The organism is Bradyrhizobium sp. 21, assembly GCF_023073335.1.
GTDB lineage: Bacteria > Pseudomonadota > Alphaproteobacteria > Rhizobiales > Xanthobacteraceae > Bradyrhizobium.
Window position 1 is genome coordinate 52,006 of sequence record NZ_JADPJG010000023.1, and the last position, 23,478, is coordinate 75,483.

A 23,478-nucleotide genomic window follows, 5' to 3' on the forward strand; every position below is an offset into this window, starting at 1 on the left:
CCCTCGGCGGATGCGGCCTTTCGTAACGCGGGCACATCCCGCACGTCATCCTGGCTGCACGCCACCTACCTTTCCGAGAAAGTTGCCCGCGACGCTGAGCGAGCCGTCAGCGAGCGCCAGCGGCAGCGCGGCGAGCCGTCGCGGCGCCGGCCCGAACACGACTTGCGCGCCCGCGCGAGGATCGTATTCGGAGTTGTGGCACATGCACTTCAACACCTCCTTGTCGCCGACATCGCTCTTCATCCAGGCGGTGACGGGACAGCCGGCGTGCGAGCAGATTGCCGAATAGGCGACGATGCCGTCGACGGCACGTGCTTTCGTCTGCTCGTCGAACTCGGCGGGATCGAGCCGGATGATCAGGATCTCATTGAGGCGCGAGGCGCTGCGCACCACCGACGTCTTCGGATCCTTCGGCCAGGCATGCACCGGCGGTCCACCCACCGACAAATCGGCTGCGGCAATGGGCTTCCCTTCCCGATCTCCCTCGGAGAAGACGAGCAGATCACCCTTCTGCGGCCGCTCATCCGCGCCAGGCGGATCCTCGCCGGCATGCACTTGCGTCGAACAACCAAGACAGGCGGTGGTCGCGAGCGCGCCAAGCAGAAGCGTTCGCCGCGTCTGCTCTGTGCCCGCGTCGATTTCAGGTTCCGCGGTGCTCTCGGAAGATGAGGTAGTGGTGTTGAACAATGCGCGCGACATGCACACAGCAGGCGCTGGAACTCTGCCGAAAAAAAGGCGAAGAATTGGCGCCGCAGTGCATCAATATGTCTTTACTCGCTTTGATTGAGCTGGAATGAACGCATTCAAACGCGTTTTTGCAATTTCAACGTCACACCGCGCGCTTCGCATGATGATTTTGCAGACCAGACCGATGATGTTGGAATTGGTGCGCCGCGCCATCGCGCGATGAGCTTGCGCATATCTCAGGCAGGCATTTTGTATGTCACGACCTGAGCACGTGACGCGGCGAAGCGATGCGGCCCGCGACGGTCGCCGACGCCATTTCAAAACTGTCGGCGATGCGGCGCGCCTTGTCGATGAAGAGAGCGGCCGCCGCGGGCGGGCAGATTTCGCGTGCGGTCTGTTCGAACAGATCGAGCCAGCGGTCGAAATGATCGCCGGCGAGGCTCAGCGGCATATGCGCCCGCATCGGCGAGCCATGGTAACGGCCACTCATCAGCACGACCGAGGACCAGAAATCCCTGAGCTTGACGAGATGTTCGTCCCAATTTTGAACGATCGCGAACACCGGCCCCAGCAGCGCGTCCTCGCGCACGCGGCCGTAGAAGTTCGTGACGAGTTCCCCGATCATCTCTTCGGTGATCCCGGTGCGCTCGATCGCGTCCCGGGTCAGCAGGTTCCGCCGCGCGGCCGCCGCCTCGCGCTCTGCCTTCAGTCGATCCGACATTCTTGCTGTCCGTTCCGTAGTGGGGGGCCGGGCGGCGGGTGCTGAACGCCCGCCGCCCGGCGCCAATATCAGGTGCCGTAAGTGTAAAAACCCTGCCCGGTCTTGCGGCCGAGATGGCCGGCATCGACCATTTCCCTGAGCAAGGGGGCCGGACGGTATTTGGGGTCGTTGAAGCCTTTGTAGAAGACCTCCATCACCGACAGCATGGTGTCGAGCCCGACGAGATCGGCCAGCGCCAGCGGCCCGATCGGATGGTTGCAGCCGAGCTTCATGCCGGCATCGATCTCTTCCGCCGTCGCAATTCCCTCCTGGAGCGCGAAGATCGCCTCGTTGATCATCGGGCACAGGATGCGGTTGACTGCGAAGCCCGGGCTGTTCTTGGCAGTAATCGCCACCTTGCCGACGCGCTGGGCGAAATCCAGCGCCTTGGCATGGGTGTCGTCGGAGGTCTGCAGGCCGCGGATGAGTTCCAGCAGCGCCATCACCGGCACCGGGTTGAAGAAGTGCATGCCGATGAAGCGGTCGGGACGATCGGTCGCCGCAGCAAGCTTCGTGATCGAGATCGACGAGGTGTTGGTCGCAAGCAGCGTGCGCGGCGACAGCGTCGCGCAGAGGTCCTTCAGGATCTTGACCTTGAGCTCCTCATTCTCGGTCGCAGCCTCGATGACGAGGTCGCAATCGGCAAGCTTGGTGCGATCGGTCGTGCCGGTGATACGTTTGAGCGTGGCGTCGCGATCCGCCGCCGACATCTTCTCCTTCTTGACCAGGCGCTCGAGGCTGCCGCCGACGGTGGCGACACCACGGCTCACCGCCGCATCGGATATGTCGACCATCACGACCGAGAGCCCGGCCGCGGCAGAGATCTGCGCGATGCCGTTCCCCATGGTCCCTGCCCCGATGATGCCAACGGTCTGGATCATTACGTCACTTCCTTCATCCTTGCGGGTGTGCCAGCCGGCCCGGCCCCATTGTTCCTGCATCAGGTTTTAGCACCGCCACCGGGCGGCTGCGACCTGATCCTGCCCTTCCTTAAAGCATCCAAGCCGGGAATAAAGCCGCCATTCAGTCGCGAAACGGGACGATTCGGCGGCTCGGCGGGCGGTTTGCCCAGAATTTGCGCCTGCTCCTTGCCCCGTTGCCTGGCGACGGAAGAGCGACGGAAACCGGCCGCTTCGCCCCTCGATCTCCGCCAAACGGACGACGCGGACTCGCCAACGGCATGATGAGATTGATTGCGCAATGGCCAGTGCGAATGCTTCGCGACGCTATTGTGACATAGACCACATGGGCTTCCCGCCCCAGCTGTTAGCGTCGTGCACATGAACAAACATATCAGGCTCCCAATCGTCCTCACCGCTCTGCTCGTCGCCACGCAAAGCCTCGCCGCCGAGACCAAAGGCGCCGGCTCAACCTTCGTTTCGCCCGTGATGGCGAAATGGATCGACGCATACAAGACAAAGACCGGAAACGTCGTCAGCTACCAAGCCGTCGGCTCCAGCATCGGCGTCGGCCTGATCAAGAAGGAAGCCGTCGACTTCGGCGCGAGCGACATGCCGCTCGATCCAAAGGAACTCGACAGGCTCGGCATGATGCAATTCCCGATCGTGATCGGGGGCGTCGTGCCGGTGGTCAATATCGACGGCATCAAGCCCGGCCAGATCCGCTTCACCGGGCCCATGCTCGCCGACATCTATCTCGGCAAGCTGAAATCCTGGAACGATCCGGCCATTCGCGCGATCAACCCCGACATCAAGCTGCCGAACACGCCAATCACCGTGGTTCACCGCATCGACGGCTCCGGCACGACATTCAACTGGTCGAACTACCTTGCGAAGGTCAGCCCGCAATGGAAGACGAGCGTCGGCGAAGGCACCTCGGTCGAGTGGCCGCTTGGGCTCGGCGGCAAGGGCAATGACGGCGTCGCGTCGCTGGTCAGCCTCGTTCCCGGCGCGATCGGCTATCTCGAATACACCTACGCTCTGCAGCGGCTGGATCGAATCTCGTTTGGAGTCGTGCAGAACAGGGCCGGCAATTTCGTCGTCCCCGACGCCGCATCGTTCCAGGCTGCGGCCTCGAGTGCAGACTGGAATGCCGAGAAGGATTTCCATCTGGTGCTCACCAACGCGCCCGGCGAAGATGCCTACCCGATCACGGCCACGACGTTCGTGCTGATGCCGAAGGCACCGAAATCCCCGGAGCGGTCGGCGGCCGCCATCGACTTCGTCCGCTGGTCGCTGGAGAACGGAAAGCCGCAGGCCGAGACGCTCAACTACGTTTCGCTGCCGCCCGCCTTGATTGACCAGATCGAGCGCTATTGGCAGCAGAGCATCGAGGTGGCCCCGACGGTCTCGGCATCGGCCACCGTCAAACGATGAGACCGACGGCGGACCGCGTGCCACGCCGCCCGCGACTATGATCTCCGGTCAAATTCGGGTTTCCAAACCGCTCCACGCGCGTATTCTGCAATCGGCCTGCTGCCGGGAAACGCCTCCCCGCGGCTGGCAGAGCCGCAAAGGGCCTGCCGAACGTGACCGCGCGCGGCTTTGCACTCCGATACTTGCAGGGAATTAGACGTGAAACACCTCCGCAGCCCCGAAATCGACGCACTCAAGACCTTGTGGCGGGCGCCGAAGCTCAGGCACGGATGAACGATTTTGCGCGATCCATCGGCGCCGCGTTCGCGCTGATCGGGGAAGCCGATGCCGAGTTGCTTGGCATCGTCGGCCTGTCGGTGCGCGTCAGCCTGACCGCCAGCATCCTTGCGCTGCTGATCGGCGCGCCGTTCGGGGCCCTGCTTGCGATCACCCGGTTCCGTGGGCGGCAGGTCATCATCGTCCTGACCAATGCCTTTCTTGGTCTTCCGCCGGTCGTGGTCGGGCTCGCGCTCTATCTGCTGCTGTCTCGGTCCGGCCCGCTCGGGGCGGCCGGCCTGTTGTTCACGCCGACCGCCATGGTGATCGCGCAGACGCTGCTCGCTACACCGATCGTGGTCGCACTCGTGCACCGGCCGGCGAGCCTGCTGTGGGCGGAGTATGGTGACCTCGCGCGGATCGACGGGCTGTCGACGCTGCGCAGCATCGGCTTGCTGTTCGCGCTGGGCCGGACCTCGCTGCTGACCGCCTTTCTGGCGGCCTTCGGGCGCGCGATCGCCGAGGTCGGCGCCATCCTCATCGTCGGCGGCAACATCCGCGGTTTCACGCGCACGATGACGACGGCGATCGCGCTGGAAACCAGCAAGGGCGATCTGCCGCTGGCGCTCGGGCTAGGGCTGATCCTGCTCGCCCTCAGCGTCGCCGTGTCGACCGTCGCCTTCCTGCTAGTGGGACGCGTTGGGGAAAAATAGCTGCTCGCCCCCGACCTTGTAGCCGGCGATGGCCTCCTGCCCCTTCGCAGAGACAAGCCAGTCGATGAAGGCCTGCCCGTCCTGCGCCTTCACGTTCACATGCTTAGCCGGATTGACCAGCATGACGCCGTACTGGTTGAACAGCCGCTTGTCGCCTTCGGTCAGGACGGCAAGCTCGCCGCGGTTCTTGAATGACAGCCAGGTGCCGCGGTCCGACAGCAGATAGGCATTCGTCGACGACGCCATGTTCAGCGCCGGCCCCATGCCCTGGCCGATCTCGCGATACCACCCGTCCTTGCCTGCACCGAGGTCGACGCCGGCGTCCTTCCACAGCCGCAGCTCGGCCGCGTGGGTGCCGGACTTGTCGCCGCGCGAGATGAACGGCGCCTTCGCGGCCGCGATCTTGCGCAGCGCATCGGTGACGTCCTTGCCGCCGGCGATGTTCGCGGGATCGCTCTTCGGTCCGACAATGACGAAGTCGTTGTACATGACGTCGAAGCGCTTCACGCCGTGGCCTTCGGACATGAACTTGTCTTCGGCGGGCCGATCATGGACGAACACGACGTCTGCATCGCCGCGCCGCCCGATGTCGAGCGCCTGGCCCGTGCCGACGGCAACGACCTTCACGTCGATGCCTCCGGCCTTCGAGAACAGCGGCAGCAAATAACCGAACAGCCCCGACTGTTCCGTCGACGTCGTCGAGGCCACGGTGATGGTGCGATTCTGCGCGCATGCGATCGTGGACCAGAGCAGAACCGCTCCGAGAGTCATTATCCTTTTCATGCCTCGTCCTTACACCAGATGCCGGATGTGCCAAACCCCGCGGCTAGTGGAGCCGCGGAGGGAACCGCCGACATTCGCCGCAACGCGCCTGGTCATGATCCTCGCGGCGCTCCCCTGTGAGGAACGTCCGCTCCGCGCGCAAGTTGTCTTCAAGTCAACCCAGGAGGAAACCAGATGAAGAAGATCATTTTGGCATCCGCATGCATCATGGCGCTGGTGACCGGCGGTGCCTTGGCGCAGACACAACCCGCTCCCGGCGCATCCGGCCAAGGTGCATCCGGTCAAGGCGACGTCGGCCCTTCCTCGAGAGGCCCCGCGACCAAGGGCATGACGACCGGCGCGTCGTCGAACATGCAGAACGAGGCCGCCGACAGCAAGGGCAAGCAGGCTCCGAGCGCCGGTGGCAGTAACACCAATAACATGGGCAGCCAGGCCGGCGGTGGCGCAGGCTCTGGGAAATAGGCCGGCAGCGATCGGAAATCTGGAGAGGGGCGATCGTCCCTCTCCAGACGTCGCGCGTCGTCAAAGCTTGTCGTCGCCGATCTCCTGCGCGAAGTTCCTGGTGTCGAGCGACGCGTATTGGCGCTCCTGCACCTTGGATTGCAGTCACGTCAGCATTCCACGCCGGCTAAATCGCAGCCGCGCGCTCTGAAAGCGTGGATGTTCTGCAATTGGTCCCACCTACATTGACATCAGTGTGACAGCCGGGGATTTTTACATTGCTGGCGAATCAGCGATGGCCTCAAGCCGAGTACCTCTTGGACAACTCCCAGTGCTTTCGAGACTGATATCGTTGCTGCGCCGCATCCCCGCGGTGAAATGGGCGTTCACCCGGCTTCGGCCCGCACCGCACGGCGGTAGCATCCAGGTCGCGCCTGATGCCGCAGACGCCTCGCCCGGCCTCGTTGCCGGCATTTTAGAAGACGCTTCGGCTCTGGACACCAGCATCAGCGCGGATACGTTGAACTGCGACGTCGCGGTCGGGGCTTCAGCCGCCGAAGACGAGACCGCCGGACCCGTTCTCGCGGAGAGCCCGTCGGAAGCGACGGCCGATACCATCGGCAGCGACGATTCATTCCGGAAGACGGCGGCGGAAGTCGAGCCGGTCGTCGTGGAGGAAGCTTCGGTCGCGACCATCGACGTCGAGCGTGAGCCGGCCGACGTCCTCGAACTCGTCATCAACAGCGATCCATCTCCCGAACCCGCGGACGATGTTGTCGAGGTCACTCCGGTTGACGTCACCGCGCTCGTGGTCAACGACGATCATTCCCCTGCCGTCGATGTGGAAACTCGCTCGATTCTCGACGACACGCGTGTCGCGTTCGCCGATTGCGAAGTCTCGCCGGAACATGTCCCTGAGGACAGCATCAACAGCGATCTCTCTCCCGTTGCCGCGGAAGACTCCATCGAGACGCCCGGCGTCTTCACAACTATCGAGCCGGCTCCGGCCCTCGTGTCTCCTTCTCCCGAGATCCGCAGCGCACCGAAAGCTCGCGCGAGAGCCGCAGAGCCCGTCGACCGCGCGGCGCTGATCCGGCAGCGTTGGACGGAAACCGGGATCAGGATGTGGAATTCGCGGCTTCACGGCACTGGCGATGCCACGCTGAACATCCAGGGGAGCGTCGGGCTGCTGCCGCCCGCGCCCGGCGAGACGATGCCGCGCTACGACAAACTGGAATTCAGGATGCTCGGCGGACAGATCGTCTGCGAAGGTGTCATCATCGAGCCGCCCGTGCTGGCGGGCCACCGCAGCTTCACCTCCCTCGCCGAGCCCGGAAAACCCGAGCGGGTCCGCGAACCCATGCGGGAACGCCAGGCCGCTCTCGCCTGATCCCTCGTTATCTTGGGCGACGATGCGCGCGATGTGCTAGGCTGATGTCCTGAACACAGGAGATCACATGCCCGCAAATTCATTGCGACTGGTCGTGATCACCGCCCTCTGTATCTGGCAGGCATCGTTTGCTGAGGCCGGAAAGCGGCCCCGCCATGCGACCGCTACCGATCAGGTCTCACCCTACAAGGGCGACCGGCTCTCCTCTTCGCGCGGAGAGACGATCCTCAACACGCCCGGCCAGACCACCGTGCTGACGCGAGAGGTTCTCGACGACAAGAATGCGACGAGCCTCAAGGACGCCATGCGCTCGACCGCCGGCGTGACGATCGGGCGCTAGGCCACACTTTGGCGCTCAGGGGATCGGATAGCCCTTCCAGACCCACTCCAGCGCCGACGGCAGCGTCTGCGCGATCGTGGGACGGTCGACGTGCTTGGCGTTGCGCACGAACAGAAACTGATAGTGGTAGCCCTTCTCCGCCAGTACCTTGGCCATCAGCGCGTTGGACAGGGTCCAGTCGTGCATGCCGTCGGGAATGGTGGGGTTCGGATAGAACAGGTCCTGGTCGCCGCCGAAGAACCAGAAACGGATCGGCTTGGTCGGCGCAGCGACGATAAGTGGCACGCCGGGCGGCTCGGCCGGCGTGAGCACGCCCGCCTTGGAGATGAGATTGGGACCGGCCGGCCCCATCCATGCGCTGTGGTATTCCCAGGCGCCGCCGCGCAGCGACGGATCATGCGGCCATTGCTGGTTGACCATGGTCGGCGAGAACGCCAGCACGCGGTGATAGAGATCGGGATAGAACCACGCCATGGTGAAGGCCGCAGCCCCGCTCGAGCTCAGCCCCATGGTCGCGCGCCCGTCGGGATTTCTGGTAAGCCTGACCTCGGCGTTCTTTTCGACCAGCGGTAGCACTTCACGCTCGACGAACTGCGCGTAGGCACCTGACACCGCGTCGTATTCGCGGCCGCGCTGGCTGCCCTGCGCGTCCTGCCCGCCATTGCCGATCTGGATCGCGATCATCGGCGGCACGCGGCGCTGCGCGATCAGATTGTCCAGCGTGACGGCGAGATCCTTGTACGCGTTGGAGCCGCCGTCGCCGACCACGATGAATGGCGCCTCGCTGCCGCGCACATATTGCGCCGGCACGTAGACGTCGATGGTGCGCGACCAGATACCCGGGTGGCTGGTGGTGACGATCATATGCGACTTGTCGTCCGGCGCCGTGACGGTCGTCATGATCGAGGAATTGGTGCAGCCGGCGGCGTCGTCTCGGATCAAGCCGGGATTGTAGATCGTGCTCTCCTTCGACGACAGCGTGAAGGATTTTGTCGTCCCGCGCGGCACGCCCTCCTTCGCAATCGTATCCGGCGCAGGATTGTGGGTGGGACCGATGATGAAATTACCCTCGGCACCCGGTGGCGGCAGCGTTCCGTCAGGCAGTTCGGTTGCGCGCGGATAATTGGGATTGGAGGGATCACGCGTCGGAGGCGCCGTCTTGAAGTCGAGACCCGCCGTATCGATGAAAAACGGGCCCGCCTTGTCGGTGGTGTTGGCCCCAGGCGGCACAGCCATGTTCTGGGTGATGCAGGCCGGCTGCGAGACCGCGATCGAAGTGAAGGAGAAGAGGGAAATCAGCGTCCCCGCAAGGACGGAGAATGAATTGGCCATTTTAGCTCCCGGTGCCGACGAGTCTTTCTGGCTCGTCTTGACGCAAAGTATGACGAGCCGCCTGCGCGCGGTCAAACCCCAGCCGGCCGCATTACAGCAATGGCCGCCATGCTCAAACCGGACAGGCATGGTTATTCCGCGCATGCCAGGAAATTTTCCGGACACGTGACCGTTGCTGCCGCACCTCGCACGACGTAGCTTGCCGGCCGGGCGCGCCGCGCGAAGGCCGCGCCAGATCAAAACGACAAGAACAATCTGCAAAAGCAATCTGCAGGAACAATCTGCAAGAACAATCTGCAAGAACAATCTGCAAGAACAATCAGGGAGACAACTATGAAGAAGCTCGCGGTCGCGCTGTGCGCGCTGGCACTGTTCGCACCGGCTGCGCAGGGGCAGACCATCAAGGACTTCCTGGCAACGGTCATGCAGAAGTGGACGGCACCGTTCGACCCGTTCCAGCTCATCGGCAACATCTATTATGTCGGCACCGACGGCATTGCCGTCTACGTCATCAAGACATCGCAGGGCCTGATCCTGATGGACACGGCGATGCCCCAGTCGACCGGCATGATCAAGGACAACATCGCGAAGCTCGGTCTCAAGGTCGCCGACATCAAGATCATTCTCAACTCGCACGCCCACCTTGATCACACCGGCGGCTTCGCCGAGATCAAGAAGGAGACCGGCGCGCAGCTCATCGCCGGCGAACGCGACAAGCCGCTGCTCGAAGGCGGCTATTATCCGGGCGATGAGAAGAACGAGGACCTCGCCTTCCCCGCGGTGGAGGTCGACCGCGCCGTGAAGGAAGGCGACAAGGTCACGCTCGGCGACACCACGCTGACTGCGCATGCAACACCCGGCCACTCGCCAGGCTGCACGAGTTGGGAGATGACCGTCAAGGACGGCAACCAGGACCGCGAGGTGTTGTTCTTCTGTAGCGGCACGGTGGCGCTGAACCGGCTGGTCGGCCAGCCGACCTATGCCGGCATCGTCGATGATTACCGCGCGACCTTCACCAAAGTGAAGGCGATGAAGATCGACGTGTTGCTCGGGCCGCATCCCGAGGTCTATGGCATGCAGGCCAAGCGGGCTGAGATGAAGGACGGCGCGCCGAACCCGTTCGTCAAGCCGGGCGAGCTCGCAACCTACGCAACTGGCCTGTCGGACGATTTCGACAAGCAACTCGCCAAGCAGACGGCAGCGCTGGAGAAGAAATAGCAGCCATCGGGCATTGTCCGTCACCTCTCCTCGGCGAGGCGAGGTGATCTCGCGCGCCGACCCGCGCCTCGGCGCGCGGCAATGCCGCCGTGCCGATACGCATGGTTAGCAGGCCGTTGCCGCGAACGGCATCGTACGGACCGGAGCGCCCGCTCCGTGACCACATATCCTTAACGCGGCCTCACCAATGCTCGCGGCCGGAAAATCCGGCGGTAGCGTGCAACCTGCGCTGGCCTTCCGCGCAAAACCCACCTAACGCGACCTTTACCCCCGCCGTGCAAGATCGCCCGCGTTTTGAAGGGGATTCAGGGCTCGTATTGCAATGCCTGTCACCAATTTGAAGTCTCATCTCGCCGCCGCAATGCGGCTGTTTCGCGTGCCGGCGGACAATCCGGATCTGACGCGCGCGCAGTTCGACGCCTTCTCCAAGCAGGTCCCTCTGCTCTACTTCCTCCTCATGAGCAACTCGATCGCGGTCGCCTATACCTATGTGAACGTGGCGCCGGACTGGCTGACGCTGATCGTGCCGTCCGTGCTGACCGTGCTCGCCGCGCTTCGCACATTCTGGTGGCTGCACCAACGGCATCTCGTGCGGACCGATGCCGACATCCTGCGCAATCTGCGCGCCACCAACTGGATGACATTGCCGATCGGCGCGGGCTTCACCGCCTGGTCCTTCGCGCTCTACCCTTACGGCGATCCCTTCGCCAAGAGCCAGGTCGCCTTCTACATGGCGGTGACCGTGATCGGCTGCATCTTCTCGCTGATGCATCTGCGCTCGGCGGCGCTGATCGTGACGCTGGTCGTCGACGTGCCCTATGTGCTGTTCTTCTGGGCCACCGGCGAGCCGACCCTGAAGGCGATCGCCGTCAACAATCTGCTCGTGTCGGGCGCGATGGTGACGGTGCTGTTCATCTATTATCGCGACTTCGCCGATCTCGTCGCCAGCCGCAAATCGCTGCTGGCGCAGCAGGTGGCCACCCAGGCGCTCTCGGACGAGAACTTCCGGCTCGCCAATCTGGATTCCCTCACCGAGCTGCCGAACCGCCGCCGCTTCTTCGCCGAGCTCTCGAGCGCCTTCGCTGACGCCGAGCGCAGGAGCATTCGCGTCGCCGTCGGGATCATCGACCTCGACGGCTTCAAGCCGATCAACGACAATTACGGTCACTCCGTCGGCGACCGCGTTCTGATCGAAGCGGGCCGCCGCATCCGCGAGGTCTGCGAGGGCTTTGGCCCGCAGCGGGTGGAATTTGCCAGGCTCGGCGGCGACGAGTTCGGCCTCGTCGTATGCGGCGACCCCGATGACGCGGATCTGATGCGGCTTGGCGAACGCATCGGCGACCAGGTCAAGCTGCCCTACCAGCTCGACACCGCCCATAGCGGGCTGTCCTGCTCGACCGGTTTCGCGCTGTTCCCGCAATCGGCAACGACGGCGGAAGCGCTGTATGAATGCGCCGACTATTCGCTCTATCACGCCAAGCGCCATCTGCGCGGACGCACCGTGATCTTCTCGAGCGAGCTCGAGGCCGAGATCCGCAGCCGCGGCGTCATCGAGAATTTGTTGCGCAGCGCCGATTTCAACACCGAGATGGACCTGGCGTTCCAACCGATCGTGGACGCCATGAGCGAGCACACCGCCGGCTTCGAGGTGCTGGCGCGCTGGCACAGCGCCCGCCTCGGCCTGGTTTCCCCGGCCGATTTCATTCCGGCCGCCGAGCGCATCGGCCTGATCCGGCCGCTGACGCAGGCGTTGCTGGTCCGCGCGCTCACAACGGCCAGGTCCTGGCCCGACCACATCCGCCTGTCGTTCAACCTGTCCGCCCACGACGTCTGCTCGCCCGAGGGCATCCTGCCGCTGATCACCATCGTCGAGAAGAGCGGGCTGGCGCCGCACCGGATCGATTTCGAGATCACCGAGACCGCCGTCACATTCGATTTCGTGCGCGCGCAGCAGTCGATCGCGGCGTTGAAAGCGATGGGCTGCGGTATTTCGCTGGACGATTTCGGCACCGGCTATTCGTCGCTGAGCCACGTGCACCGGCTGCCGCTCGACAAGATCAAGGTCGACCGCAGCTTCGTCGCCGACATCAACGACAATCCGGTGAGCCACAAGATCATCAAGTCCCTCACGGGCCTCTGTGACGACATGGAGATCGCCTGCGTCGCCGAGGGCGTCGAGACTCGCGCTCAGCTCGATACATTGCGCCGGCTGGGATGCGACTTTATCCAGGGCTACTATTTCGCAAAGCCCATGCCGGGCGACGCGATCGGCGATTATCTGGTGAAGGAACGACTGCGCCTCGACGGTGCCGCGACGCCCGCAGCGAAGATCGTGGCCTGAGGCACACCTAGCCGAGGCTGGGCAGATCGAGCCCTTTGTCACGGGCGCATTCGATCGCGGTGTCGTAGCCCGCGTCGGCGTGGCGCATGACGCCGCTGGCAGGATCGTTCCAAAGCACGCGCGCGATCCGCTTTGCGGCTTCCGGCGTGCCGTCGGCGACGATCACCATGCCGGCATGCTGGGAATAGCCGATGCCGACGCCGCCGCCATGGTGCAGCGAGACCCAGGTCGCGCCGCTGGCGCAATTGAGCAGGGCATTGAGCAACGGCCAGTCGGAGACCGCGTCCGATCCGTCCTTCATCGCCTCGGTCTCGCGGTTGGGGCTCGCCACCGAGCCGCTATCGAGATGATCGCGGCCGATCACGATGGGTGCTTTCAATTCGCCGCGCGTGACCATCTCGTTGAAGGCAAGGCCCAGGCGATCGCGATCGCCGAGGCCGACCCAGCAGATCCGCGCCGGCAGGCCCTGGAACTTGATGCGCTCTCTGGCCATGTCGAGCCAATTGTGCAGATGCTTGTCTTCGGGCATCAGCTCCTTCACTTTGGCATCGGTCTTGAAGATATCTTCGGGGTCGCCCGACAGCGCAGCCCAGCGGAACGGGCCGACGCCGCGGCAGAATAACGGACGGATATAGGCCGGAACGAAACCGGGGAAATCGAAGGCATTCTTCAGGCCCATGTCCTGTGCCATCTGGCGGATGTTGTTGCCATAATCGAGGGTCGGGATGCCCTGCGCATGGAAATCCAGCATGGCCTGGACGTGCTCGACCATCGAGGTTTTCGAGGCGAGCTCCACCGCCTTTGGATCGGACGCGCGCTTCGCCTCCCACTCGTTGAGCGTCCAGCCCTTCGGCAAATAGCCGTTGATCGGATCGTGCGCGCTGGTCTGGTCGGTGACGATGTCGGGCCTGACGCCACGGCGGACCAGTTCCGGGAAAATCTCCGCGGCATTGCCGAGCAGGCCGACCGAGACCGCCTTCTTCGTCTTTGCGGCCTCTGCCATGATCGCAAGCGCCTCGTCGAGCGTCGCGGCCTGCCGGTCGAGATAGCCGGTGCGTAGCCGCATCTCGATGCGGCTTGGCTGGCATTCGACTGCGAGCATCGAGGCGCCGGCCATGGTGGCGGCCAGCGGCTGCGCGCCGCCCATGCCGCCGAGGCCTGCGGTCAGGATCCATTTGCCGGCGAGGGTGCCACCATAGTGGCGGCGGCCGACCTCGACGAAGGTTTCGTAAGTGCCCTGCACGATGCCCTGGCTGCCGATATAGATCCAGGAGCCGGCCGTCATCTGGCCGTACATCATGAGCCCCAGGCGATCGAGCTCGTTGAAATGATCGAGCGTCGCCCAGTGCGGCACGATGTTGGAGTTCGCGATCAGGACACGCGGGGCGTCGGCATGGGTGCGGAACACGCCGACCGGCTTGCCGGATTGGACCAGCAGCGTCTCGTCGGCTTCGAGCTTGCGCAAGGCCGCAATGATCCGGTCAAAGCTCTCCCAGTCGCGCGCGGCGCGGCCGATGCCGCCATAGACGACGAGCTCGCTGGGGCGTTCCGCGACGTCGGGATCGAGATTGTTCATGAGCATGCGCAAGGGCGCTTCCGTCAGCCAGCTCTTGGCGCTGATGTCGCTGCCGCGGGGGGCGCGGATGGTGCGGTCGTTGTCCAATCGGCGGTTCATGCAGAGCACCTCAAGCAAGTGTCGGAAACGGATCGGTTGACAGCGTCGAGAGCGCCGCGGCCGGCAGCGCGTCGGCTTCGACCAGGGCCGCAGCCTTGGCGAGATCGCCGGCCATGTAGCGGTCGGCGCCGAGCGCCGGCACCTGCTCGCGCAGTGCGGCGATGACAGCCACGAGCGGCGCGCTGGTCGCATGCGGTGCGCGCAGCGTGATGCCTTGGGCGGCGACCAGAAGCTCGATGCCCAAAATGGCGGCGAGATTGTCGGCCATGTCCGACAGGCGTCGCGCAGCATGCGCGGCCATCGAGACGTGGTCTTCCTGGTTGGCACTGGTCGGCGTCGAGTCGATCGAGCAGGCGGCCGCGCGCTGCTTGTTTTCGGCATAGAGCGCGGCCGCCGTCACCTCGGCAATCATGAAGCCGGAATTGATGCCGGGATCTGGCGTCAGGAACGGCGGCAGGCCGAAATTGAGCGCGGGATCGACCAGCGTCGCGATGCGCCGCTCGCTGATCGCGCCGATCTCCGACAGCGCGAGCGCGATGGCGTCGGCGGCAAAGGCCACCGGTTCGGCGTGGAAATTGCCGCCGGAGACGATCTCGCCGGTCTCGACCAGCACGAGCGGATTGTCGGTGACGGCATTCGCCTCGACGATCAGCGTCCGCGCCGCCTGCACGATCAGGTCGAGCGCAGCGCCCACGACCTGCGGCTGGCAGCGCAGGCAATAGGGATCCTGCACGCGTTCGTCGCCTTCGAGATGCGACAGGCGGATGTCGCTGCCGTCGAGTAGGGCCATCAAGGTCGCCGCCGCCGCGATCTGCCCGGAATGGCCGCGCAGCGCCTGTATTTCGGGACGGAACGGCGCCGTCGAGGCCATCGCCGCATCGACTGACAGCGCGCCGGTCACGAGCGCGGCGCGAGCCAAGCCGAAGGCACGCAGCACGCCGGAGACGGCGTAGGCTGTCGAGAACTGCGTGCCGTTGATCAGCGCGAGCCCCTCCTTGGGGCCGAGCGTCAGCGGCGCAAGGCCGGCCGCAGCGAGCGCCTCGCTGCCGGACACGGTCTTGCCGCCAACGATCGCCTGTCCTTCGCCGATCATCACCGCGGTCATATGCGCGAGCGGTGCAAGATCGCCGGAGGCGCCCACCGAGCCCTGCTGCGGCACCAGCGGATAGACATTTCGGGCCAGCATCTCCTGTAACTGCGCGATCACCTCGCGGCGCACGCCGGAAGCGCCGCGCCCGAGCGAGATGATCTTCAGCGCGATCATCAGGCGGACGATCGGCTCGGGCGTCGCCAGGCCGACGCCGCAGCAATGCGAGACGATGAGATTGCGCTGAAGCAGTTCGGTCTGGTCTGGCGGAATGCGCTTCGACGCCAGCTTGCCGAAACCGGTATTGATGCCGTAGACGGGAGCGTCAGCCCGTGCCGCCTTCGCGACGATCTCCGCAGCCGCCTCGACACGCGGCCAGAACGACGGCTCGAGCTCGACGGATTGCCCTGCGAGCACGCGCGCGAGATCATCGAGGCTGACCGTTCCTGGCTTGACGACGATCGGCTCGCCCTGCTCGATCACTGTCCCCTCCACACCCGGCGGTGCAACGGATTGAAGCCGATGCGGTAGACGAGCTCGGCGGGACGCTCGATGTCCCAGATCGCGAGGTCGCACCATTTGCCGGCCTCTAACGTGCCGGTCTCATGGATCACGCCGAGCGCCCGCGCACCTTCACGGGTCACACCAGTGAGGCATTCGGCGACTGTCATCCGGAATAGCGTCGCTCCCATGTTCATCGCGAGCAGGAGCGAGGTCAGCGGCGAGCTGCCGGGATTGCAGTCGGTCGCGAGCGCCATGGGAACGCCGTGCTTGCGGAATGCCTCGACCGGCGGTTTTTGCGTCTCGCGGATGAAGTAGAAGGCGCCGGGCAGCAGCACGGCTACCGTGCCGGCCTTCGCCATCGCAGCCGCACCCGCTTCGTCGGTGTGCTCGAGGTGATCGGCCGACAGCGCGGAGAATTTTGCGGCAAGCGCGGCGCCGTCGAGGTTCGAGAGTTGGTCGGCATGCAACTTGACCGGCAGTCCAAGCTCGCTCGCCGTCTCGAACACAAGCGCAGTCTGCTCAGCCGAGAACGCGATCCCCTCCATGAAGGCATCGACGGCATCGGCGAGGCCCGCTTTTGCGACCGCCGGCAACATCTCCCTGCAGACGTGATTGATGTAGCGATCCTTGTCGCCATCGGCCTCTGGTGGAAGCGCATGCGCGCCGAGGAAGGACGTGCGGACCGCAACCGGCCGCTGATGGCCGAGGCTTCGCGCGGCGGTCAGCTGCCGCATCTCGGTCTCGGTGTCCAGGCCGTAGCCGGATTTGATCTCGACCGTGGTGGCGCCCTCGCCAATCAGCGCATCGAGTCGCGGGAGCGCGCTCGCGACAAGCTCGGCCTCGCTTGCCTTGCGAGTCGCAGCCACCGTCGAGACGATGCCGCCGCCGGCGCGCGCGATCTCCTCGTAGCTTGCCCCCTTCAGGCGCAGCTCGAATTCGTGCGCGCGGTTGCCGCCATAGACCAGATGGGTGTGGCAGTCGACGAGGCCGGGCGTAATCCAGCGCCCTTCGCAACCGATCCGGTCGGCTGCATCGGCATCCACCGGAAAATCGGCCTGCGCACCTGCATAGACAATACGGCCGTCGCGCGCGGCGATCACGCCGTGCTCGATCTCGCCGAGATCGGGACGATCGGCCCGCATCGTGGCGAGCCGGGCGTTGTGCCAGATCCGGTCGAAGCGCTCTGCCATGCAACTGTCCCTTCGGGGATGTCTCTTCGGCTTGGGATGCTTGACTTATATGTCTAGACATATAATCGTGGGACGGTTCTGTCCAGCCGGCGTGTAATCATGACCCGACTGCATTTCGCCTCCGCGCTCTTGCCCTCGGGCTGGGCCAATGACGTGCAGGTGGTGATCACCGTCGGCGTGATCGCCGGGGTGACGCCGGGCGTGGCGCCGACCGCTGGCGACGAACGCCACGAAATCGCGCTTCCCGGACTTGCGAGCCTGCACAGCCACGCCTTCCAGCGCGGCATGGCGGGACTTGCCGAGCAGCGCGGCGACAGCACCGACACCTTCTGGACCTGGCGCGAGACGATGTACCGCTTCGCGCTGGCGATGACGCCTGACGACGTCGCCGCCGTCGCGACGCTGCTCTATGTCGAGATGCTCGAACAGGGTTTTACCCGCGTCGGCGAATTCCATTATCTGCATCATGATCGCGACGGCTCGCATTACGCCGACTCCGGCGAAATGGCCGGGCATATTGCACAGGCTGCCGAGGCTTCCGGCATCGGGCTTACGCTGCTGCCGAGCTTTTATGCGCATGGTGGCTTCGGCGGCGTAGCGCCGCACGCCGGCCAGCGCCGCTTCATCTGCTCGGTCGATCAGTTCGCCACGCTGATGAGCGCCTCGCGCAAGGCGATCGCGCAATTGCCGGGCGCCAATATCGGCATCGCACCGCACAGTCTGCGCGCGGTGGCACCGGACGAGCTCGCGGCGATCGTTCCGCTCGCCGAAGGCGGGCCGGTGCATATCCATGCCGCCGAGCAGGTGAAAGAAGTCGAGGATTGCCTGGCCTGGTCCGGACGACGTCCGGTGCAATGGCTGCTGGAGCAAGCCCCCGTCGATCAACGCTGGTGCCTGATCCACGCCACCCATACGACGGATGAGGAAGTCCACGCATTCGCCAGGACTAGCGCGGTCGCCGGCCTCTGCCCCATCACCGAGGCGAGCCTCGGCGACGGCATTTTCCCGGCTCGGGAGTTCGTCGGCGCCGGCGGCGCCTTTGGCGTCGGGACCGATTCCAATGTGCTGGTCGGCGTCGCCGATGAGCTGCGCCAGCTCGAATACGGCCAGCGACTCAGGCATCGTGAGCGCAACGTGCTCTCCGCTGGCGCAGGCCGCTCGACGGGACGCACGCTGTTCGATCATGCGCTCGCGGGCGGCGCGCAGGCGCTGGCACAATCGACGGTTGGTCTTGCGCCGGGCGCGCGCGCCGACATCGTCACGCTCGCCACCACGCATCCTTCGCTGGCAGGGCGCGCGCGCGATGCCGCCATCGACGGCTGGATCTTTGCGGCCGGCAGCGGCGCGATCGATTGCGTCTGGACCGGCGGCAACAAAGTCGTCGAAAACGGCCGGCACAGACTACGCCAGGCCGCGCGCGAGCGCTTCAACGCAGCGGTGCGGAGGCTCGTTGCATGAGCCTCGCCACCGATGCCGCAGACCAGCCGACGCTCTATAAGCGGATCCGCGCCGACATCGAAAAGCGCATTCTGACCGGCGAGTGGCCGCCCGGGCATCGCATCCCGTTCGAGCACGAACTGGTGGCGCGTTACGGCTGCTCGCGCATGACCGTGAACAAGGCGTTGTCGGAGCTCGCCCAGGCCGACCTGATCGAGCGGCGGCGACGGGCCGGCTCCTTCGTCCGCCGGCCGCAACATCAGTCTGCCGTGCTCAAGATCGCCGACATGCGCGCCGAGATCACGGCGCTCGGCCGCGCTTACGGCTACGAGCTGACCGGCCGCAAGCTTCGCGCCGCAACCGCTGCCGATCGCGACCGCCTCGGCGTCAAGAAGGCCGGCAAGGTCGTTGCGATCACCTGCCGCCACAGCGCCGACAACGTGCCCTTCGCCATCGAGGACAGGCTGATCGATCTGTCATCCGTGCCGGATGCAGCCGCCGCGGATTTCTCGCGCGAGCCGCCCGGCTCGTGGCTGCTGCATCATGTTCCGTGGACAGAGGCCGAGCATACGATCAGCGCCATCGTTGCGGATGATCGCGCGGCGGAAGCGCTCGACATCGCCGTCGGCGCGCCGTGTCTCGTAATCGACCGCTATACCTGGCGCAGCGCGCGCACGATCACCGCCGTGCGCCTGCTCTATCCCGGAGACTCACACCGCCTTGTCGCGCGATTCAAGGGAGGCTGAGAGGACGATGTCGGCACAAATCGTGCAACGCTTCGGGCAACGGTCCGCAAGGGCCGACAATGATCAACAGGACGTCAATCCATCGATCGGCAAGAGGACGACAATCATGCGTAGTTCAAGGGTATTTGCGACAATCATTGCACTTGCGGCCTCCACTCCGGTGCTCGCCGACGACGTCAAGGTCGGCATCGGCATCTCCGGATGGACCGGCTTCGCGCCGCTGACGCTGGCGAAGGAGGCCGGCATCTTCAAGAAGAACGGCCTCGACGTCTCGATCAAGAAGATCCCGCAGAAGGACCGCCATCTCGCGATCGCCTCCGGCGACGTCCAGTGCGCGGCGACGACCGTCGAGACCTGGATCTCCTGGAACGCCAACGGCGTCGCGACCAAGCAAATCTTCCAGCTCGACAAGAGCTTTGGTGCCGACGGCATGGCCGTGCGCAACGATCTCGCCACGATCAAGGATCTGAAGGGCAAGACGGTCGCGGCGTCCGCGCCCGGCACCTCGCCCTATTTCGCGCTGGCCTGGATGCTCAAGAAGAACGGCCTCACGGTGAAAGACGTCACCGTCGTCAACCTCGAGCCGGCCGCCGCCGCGCAAGCCTTCGTCTCCGGCCAGAACGATGCCGCGATGACCTATGAGCCGTATCTGTCGACGGTTCGTGCCGCACCCGACAAGGGCAAGATCATCGCGACCACGCTCGACTACCCCATGGTCATGGACACCTTTGGCTGCACACCAAAATTCCTGGCTGAGAATCCCAAGGCCGCCAAGGCGCTTGCCGACAGCTATTTCGAAGCGCTCGACATGATCACCAAGGACCAGGCCAAGGCCTACGAGATCATGGGCGCCGACGTGAAGCAGACCGGCGAGCAGTTCGGCAACTCGGCAAAATATCTGCGCTGGCAGGACAGGGCCGCGAATCAGAAATTCTTCGCCGGCGACTTCCTGACCTTCAACAAGGAGGCCGCCGACCTCCTGCTCGAGATCGGTATCATCAAGGCCGCGCCGAAGGTCGAAGACCTCTTCGACGCGAGCTACATCAAGTAACTTCTTCTCGCGCTGCCGGTCCCGTCTTGCGGCGGGGCCGGCATATCTTTTCATCGCCCGGATAGATCGTTGATGCGTCCCCTGGATCCCGTGACATCGAGGCAGCGCGTGGCGTACGGCCTTGCGTTCTTCGTCCTGTTCGTTGCCCTCTGGTCGTGGGCGACGCTCGGCGGCCATGTGTCGAAGACCTTTCTCGCCAACCCGCTGACCATGGTGCAAGAAGGTTATGACCTCTTGGCCAAGCAAGGCTTTGCGTACGATATCGGCATGACGATCTGGCGCGTCGTCGGCGGCTTTGTGCTCGCCGCGCTCATCGCGGTGCCGCTCGGCGTATTGATGGGCGCCTACAAACCGGTCGAAGCGTTCCTCGAGCCCTTCGTCTCCTTTGCGCGCTATCTGCCTGCGTCCGCGTTCATCCCGCTCCTGATTCTGTGGGCCGGCATCGGCGAACTACAGAAGCTGCTCGTCATCTTCATCGGCTCGGTGTTCCAGATCATCCTGATGATCGCGGTGACCGTCGGCACGACGCGGCGCGACCTCGTCGAAGCGGCCTATACGCTGGGCGCCAGTGACCGCGGCATCATTCGCCGCGTGCTGCTGCCCTCCTCCGCGCCAGAGATTGCGGAAATCCTGCGACTGGTGCTGGGCTGGGCCTGGACCTATGTCATCGTCGCCGAGCTGATCGGCTCGTCCTCGGGCATCGGCCACATGATCACCGACAGCCAGGCGCTGCTCAACACCGGCCAGATCATCTTCGGCATCATCGTCATCGGACTGATCGGCCTCCTCTCGGACTTCCTGTTCAAGGCGTTCAACGCCTGGCTGTTTCCGTGGAGGCTCGCATGACCACGCTGAAGATCGAGCAGGTCTCGCGCACCTTTCCTGCGCGCCACGGCAACGCGCCGACCCGGGCGCTGGAGCCGACCGATCTCACCATCGGCAACAACGATTTCGTCACCATCCTCGGCCCCTCCGGCTGCGGCAAGTCCACGCTGCTGCGCATCGTCGCCGGCCTCGACCGTCCGACCGGCGGAAATGTGGTGCTCGATGGACGCGAGGTGACCGGCCCGGGCGCCGATCGCGGCATGGTGTTCCAGTCCTACACGCTGTTTCCCTGGCTGACGGTGCGCGAGAACATTGCCTTCGGCCTGCGCGAGCGCGGTGTGCCCGAGGCGGAGCGCCACAGGATCGCCGACGCCTTCATCCGTCAGGTTGGTCTCTCCGGTTTCGAGAACCATTGGCCGAAGCAGCTCTCCGGCGGCATGCAGCAGCGCACCGCGATCGCCCGCGCGCTCGCCAACGATCCCAAGATTCTTTTGCTCGACGAGCCCTTCGGCGCGCTCGACAACCAGACCCGTGCGCTGATGCAGGAGATGCTGCTCGGGATCTGGGAGCGCGACCAGAAGACCGTGCTGTTCGTGACCCACGACATCGAGGAGGCCATCTTCCTCGGCAGCCGCGTCATCGTCATGAGCGCGCGTCCCGGCCGGATCAAGGCCGAGATCAACGTGGACCTGCCGCATCCGCGCTCCTACAAGATCAAGACCACGCCTGAATTCGTCCAGCTGAAGGAACGGCTGGTCGAGGAGATCCGCACCGAGGCGCTGAAGGTTACTGAGCATGCCTGACACTTTTTCGCGCGCAAACGGCGAGCGGGTTCTTGCTGACCTCAATGCGCTCCGCGCCATCGGCGCCTACAAGACCGGGGTGCACAAGCCGACTTTCTCCGAACCGCACAAGCTTTCGCTGGATTGGCTGGTGCGGAAGCTGCCCGACGCGGGCCTCTCCGCCGCGATCGACGGCATCGGCAACGTCTTCGGCACGAGCACGAAGCCCGGACCGAAGCTGCTGGCCGGCTCGCATCTGGAGAGCCAGAACTACGCCGGCTGGCTGGATGGCCCGCTCGGCGTCGTCTATGCGCTCGAAGCAGCCCGCGTGCTCAATGCCGATCCCTCGCTCAAGGGCGCGGTCGAGGTCGCCGCCTGGTGCGACGAGGAAGGACATTTTGGCCATTTCCTGGGCTCGCGCTCCTATGTCGGGCAATTGACCGAAGCCGACATCGACGTTGCCCGCGACCGCACCAGCGGCCGCACCATGCGGGACGCGCTCGCCGACATGGGGCTCGCGGGACGGCCGCGCATCACCGCCGAGCCGGGCCGGCAAGTCGGATATCTGGAAGCGCATATCGAGCAGGGCGACACGCTCGAAAGCGGTCGTCTTGCGGTCGGCGTCGTGACCTCCATCGTCGGCATCTGGCAATACCAGATCAATTTTGTCGGCGAGCAGAACCACGCCGGGACCACGCGCATGGCGGCGCGAAAGGATGCCGGGCTGGCGCTGGCCAAATTCTGCGTAGCGATCGACGAGCGTTTTCCCGGCGCCTGCGGCCCACGCACGGTCTGGACCACCGGCCGCATCACCCTCGATCCCGGTGCGCCGAGCATCATTCCGGGCGGCGCGGAGATGCTGTTCCAGATCCGCGACGATGATCCCGCCGTCATCGCCCGGCTTGAGCAGCTGCTGCGGAGCATGGCGGACGAAGTCAGCGCCAAGGGTCCCTGCACCGCGACCGTGGAGAAGCTGCGCACCGGTGCCCCCGCCATGATGAACGCCGGCTTCCAGGACGCGATCGAAGCCGCTAGCAAGGCCCTGGCCGACGGACGGTCCATCCGCATGCCCAGTGGCGCCGGCCACGACGCGCAGCTGCTTGCGACCGTCATGCCCGCGGGCATGCTGTTCGTACCGTCGATCGGCGGTATCAGCCATCACTGGACCGAGAACACCGCAGATTCCGATATCGTCACCGGCGCGCAAGTGTTCGTCGATGCCTGCCGGCGGATCCTTGGTGGCTAGAACGACGTGCCGCCGCCGAACCTGGACTCCTGGACGAGGTCGCATGAAGCAATCCGGAATCCCTCCGCGGGAAGACTCTGGATTGCTTCACTGCCCTCGCAATGATTCGTAGGATGGGTAGAGCGAAAGCGAAACCCATCGCGATGTCTCCGCGCCGAAGCATGATGGGTTTCGCAAGGGCTCTACCCATCCTACGGCCTCGCAGACACGCCTTCGCAGCCTCGCGGCGCATTTCGCCCGAGCTTTGATTCATCTAACTCTCTTGCCACCCTCTGATCCAAGAGGGCGCAGGGAAGGCCGGGTGCTGACCTCGCACCCGCGGTCCGCTGCGCGAAAAGC

Annotated in this window: 21 protein-coding genes; 13 read left to right on the forward strand and 8 right to left on the reverse strand. The window is 64.8% G+C overall.

Features of this window, described 5'->3' with window-relative positions; translation table 11 throughout:
• Positions 1 to 45: 45 nt before the first annotated feature.
• From IVB31_RS20970 to IVB31_RS20980, 3 genes are all read right to left on the reverse strand, one after another.
• The gene (locus tag IVB31_RS20970; protein WP_247326410.1) at positions 46 to 699 is read right to left on the reverse strand and encodes a Rieske 2Fe-2S domain-containing protein; all 654 of its coding nucleotides are present in this window, start codon (positions 697 to 699) and stop codon (positions 46 to 48) included.
• Positions 700 to 943: 244 nt separating this feature from the next.
• Positions 944 to 1,408: a group III truncated hemoglobin gene (locus IVB31_RS20975; protein ID WP_247326412.1), complete on the reverse strand. Its 465-nt coding sequence runs from the start codon at positions 1,406 to 1,408 to the stop codon at positions 944 to 946.
• A 68-nt stretch (positions 1,409 to 1,476) separates the two neighbouring features.
• Positions 1,477 to 2,388 (reverse strand): 3-hydroxybutyryl-CoA dehydrogenase, encoded by a 912-nt coding sequence (locus IVB31_RS20980; protein ID WP_346730884.1) that lies wholly within the window; start codon positions 2,386 to 2,388, stop codon positions 1,477 to 1,479.
• Between the two features lie 339 nt (positions 2,389 to 2,727).
• On the opposite strand from IVB31_RS20980, the gene pstS reads away from it, so the two are divergent.
• Positions 2,728 to 3,783: a phosphate ABC transporter substrate-binding protein PstS gene (gene pstS / locus IVB31_RS20985; protein ID WP_247326418.1), complete on the forward strand. Its 1,056-nt coding sequence runs from the start codon at positions 2,728 to 2,730 to the stop codon at positions 3,781 to 3,783.
• A 269-nt stretch (positions 3,784 to 4,052) separates the two neighbouring features.
• Positions 4,053 to 4,751, forward strand: a complete 699-nt coding sequence (locus tag IVB31_RS20990; protein WP_247326420.1) for an ABC transporter permease — start codon at positions 4,053 to 4,055, stop codon at positions 4,749 to 4,751.
• Here IVB31_RS20990 and IVB31_RS20995 read toward each other — a convergent pair.
• A complete protein-coding gene (locus tag IVB31_RS20995; RefSeq protein WP_247326426.1) occupies positions 4,725 to 5,534 on the reverse strand; it encodes an extracellular solute-binding protein in 810 nt (269 codons plus the stop codon). The two genes, IVB31_RS20990 and IVB31_RS20995, sit on opposite strands and share 27 nt — an antisense overlap.
• A 174-nt stretch (positions 5,535 to 5,708) precedes the next feature.
• Here IVB31_RS20995 and IVB31_RS21000 point away from each other — a divergent pair, with 174 nt between their 5' ends.
• The 3 genes from IVB31_RS21000 (at position 5,709) to IVB31_RS21010 (ending at position 7,705) form a co-directional block, all read left to right on the forward strand.
• Positions 5,709 to 5,996 (forward strand): hypothetical protein, encoded by a 288-nt coding sequence (locus IVB31_RS21000; RefSeq protein WP_247326431.1) that lies wholly within the window; start codon positions 5,709 to 5,711, stop codon positions 5,994 to 5,996.
• A gap of 331 nt (positions 5,997 to 6,327) precedes the next feature.
• Positions 6,328 to 7,365, forward strand: a complete 1,038-nt coding sequence (locus IVB31_RS21005; RefSeq protein WP_247326491.1) for a hypothetical protein — start codon at positions 6,328 to 6,330, stop codon at positions 7,363 to 7,365.
• 67 nt (positions 7,366 to 7,432) lie between these two features.
• The gene (locus IVB31_RS21010; protein ID WP_247326434.1) at positions 7,433 to 7,705 is read left to right on the forward strand and encodes a Plug domain-containing protein; all 273 of its coding nucleotides are present in this window, start codon (positions 7,433 to 7,435) and stop codon (positions 7,703 to 7,705) included.
• Positions 7,706 to 7,720: 15 nt separating this feature from the next.
• On the opposite strand, the gene IVB31_RS21015 is transcribed toward IVB31_RS21010, so the two are convergent.
• A complete protein-coding gene (locus IVB31_RS21015) occupies positions 7,721 to 9,037 on the reverse strand; it encodes an alpha/beta hydrolase-fold protein (protein WP_247326437.1) in 1,317 nt (438 codons plus the stop codon).
• A gap of 333 nt (positions 9,038 to 9,370) precedes the next feature.
• Here IVB31_RS21015 and blaBJP point away from each other — a divergent pair, with 333 nt between their 5' ends.
• The gene (blaBJP, locus tag IVB31_RS21020) at positions 9,371 to 10,255 is read left to right on the forward strand and encodes a BJP family subclass B3 metallo-beta-lactamase (RefSeq protein ID WP_247326445.1); all 885 of its coding nucleotides are present in this window, start codon (positions 9,371 to 9,373) and stop codon (positions 10,253 to 10,255) included.
• 322 nt (positions 10,256 to 10,577) lie between these two features.
• Positions 10,578 to 12,596 (forward strand): EAL domain-containing protein, encoded by a 2,019-nt coding sequence (locus IVB31_RS21025; RefSeq protein WP_247326448.1) that lies wholly within the window; start codon positions 10,578 to 10,580, stop codon positions 12,594 to 12,596.
• Between the two features lie 7 nt (positions 12,597 to 12,603).
• Here IVB31_RS21025 and hutU read toward each other — a convergent pair whose 3' ends face one another.
• Genes hutU through hutI form a run of 3 tightly spaced genes read right to left on the reverse strand, consistent with a single transcriptional unit; the run spans position 12,604 to position 17,052 of the window.
• Positions 12,604 to 14,271 (reverse strand): urocanate hydratase, encoded by a 1,668-nt coding sequence (gene hutU / locus IVB31_RS21030; protein ID WP_247326450.1) that lies wholly within the window; start codon positions 14,269 to 14,271, stop codon positions 12,604 to 12,606.
• 10 nt (positions 14,272 to 14,281) lie between these two features.
• Complete coding sequence (gene hutH / locus IVB31_RS21035; protein WP_247326459.1) at positions 14,282 to 15,841, reverse strand: histidine ammonia-lyase; 1,560 nt, start codon at positions 15,839 to 15,841, stop codon at positions 14,282 to 14,284.
• A complete protein-coding gene (gene hutI, locus IVB31_RS21040; protein ID WP_247326462.1) occupies positions 15,838 to 17,052 on the reverse strand; it encodes an imidazolonepropionase in 1,215 nt (404 codons plus the stop codon). The genes hutH and hutI overlap by 4 nt, the downstream gene beginning before the upstream one ends.
• 99 nt (positions 17,053 to 17,151) lie before the next feature.
• On the opposite strand from hutI, the gene IVB31_RS21045 reads away from it, so the two are divergent.
• From IVB31_RS21045 to IVB31_RS21070, 6 genes are all read left to right on the forward strand, one after another.
• Complete coding sequence (locus IVB31_RS21045; RefSeq protein WP_247326465.1) at positions 17,152 to 18,510, forward strand: formimidoylglutamate deiminase; 1,359 nt, start codon at positions 17,152 to 17,154, stop codon at positions 18,508 to 18,510.
• Positions 18,507 to 19,235 (forward strand): histidine utilization repressor, encoded by a 729-nt coding sequence (gene hutC / locus IVB31_RS21050; RefSeq protein WP_247326478.1) that lies wholly within the window; start codon positions 18,507 to 18,509, stop codon positions 19,233 to 19,235. Before IVB31_RS21045 ends, hutC begins: the two co-directional genes overlap by 4 nt.
• 106 nt (positions 19,236 to 19,341) lie before the next feature.
• Positions 19,342 to 20,286 (forward strand): ABC transporter substrate-binding protein, encoded by a 945-nt coding sequence (locus IVB31_RS21055; protein ID WP_247326480.1) that lies wholly within the window; start codon positions 19,342 to 19,344, stop codon positions 20,284 to 20,286.
• 72 nt (positions 20,287 to 20,358) lie between these two features.
• Positions 20,359 to 21,132 carry an ABC transporter permease gene (locus tag IVB31_RS21060; RefSeq protein WP_247326493.1) on the forward strand — a complete coding sequence of 258 codons (774 nt, stop codon included), beginning with the start codon at positions 20,359 to 20,361 and terminating at the stop codon, positions 21,130 to 21,132.
• Positions 21,129 to 21,914: an ABC transporter ATP-binding protein gene (locus tag IVB31_RS21065; protein WP_247326483.1), complete on the forward strand. Its 786-nt coding sequence runs from the start codon at positions 21,129 to 21,131 to the stop codon at positions 21,912 to 21,914. The genes IVB31_RS21060 and IVB31_RS21065 overlap by 4 nt, the downstream gene beginning before the upstream one ends.
• Positions 21,907 to 23,139, forward strand: a complete 1,233-nt coding sequence (locus tag IVB31_RS21070; RefSeq protein WP_247326485.1) for a Zn-dependent hydrolase — start codon at positions 21,907 to 21,909, stop codon at positions 23,137 to 23,139. Before IVB31_RS21065 ends, IVB31_RS21070 begins: the two co-directional genes overlap by 8 nt.
• Positions 23,140 to 23,478: the final 339 nt, after the last annotated feature.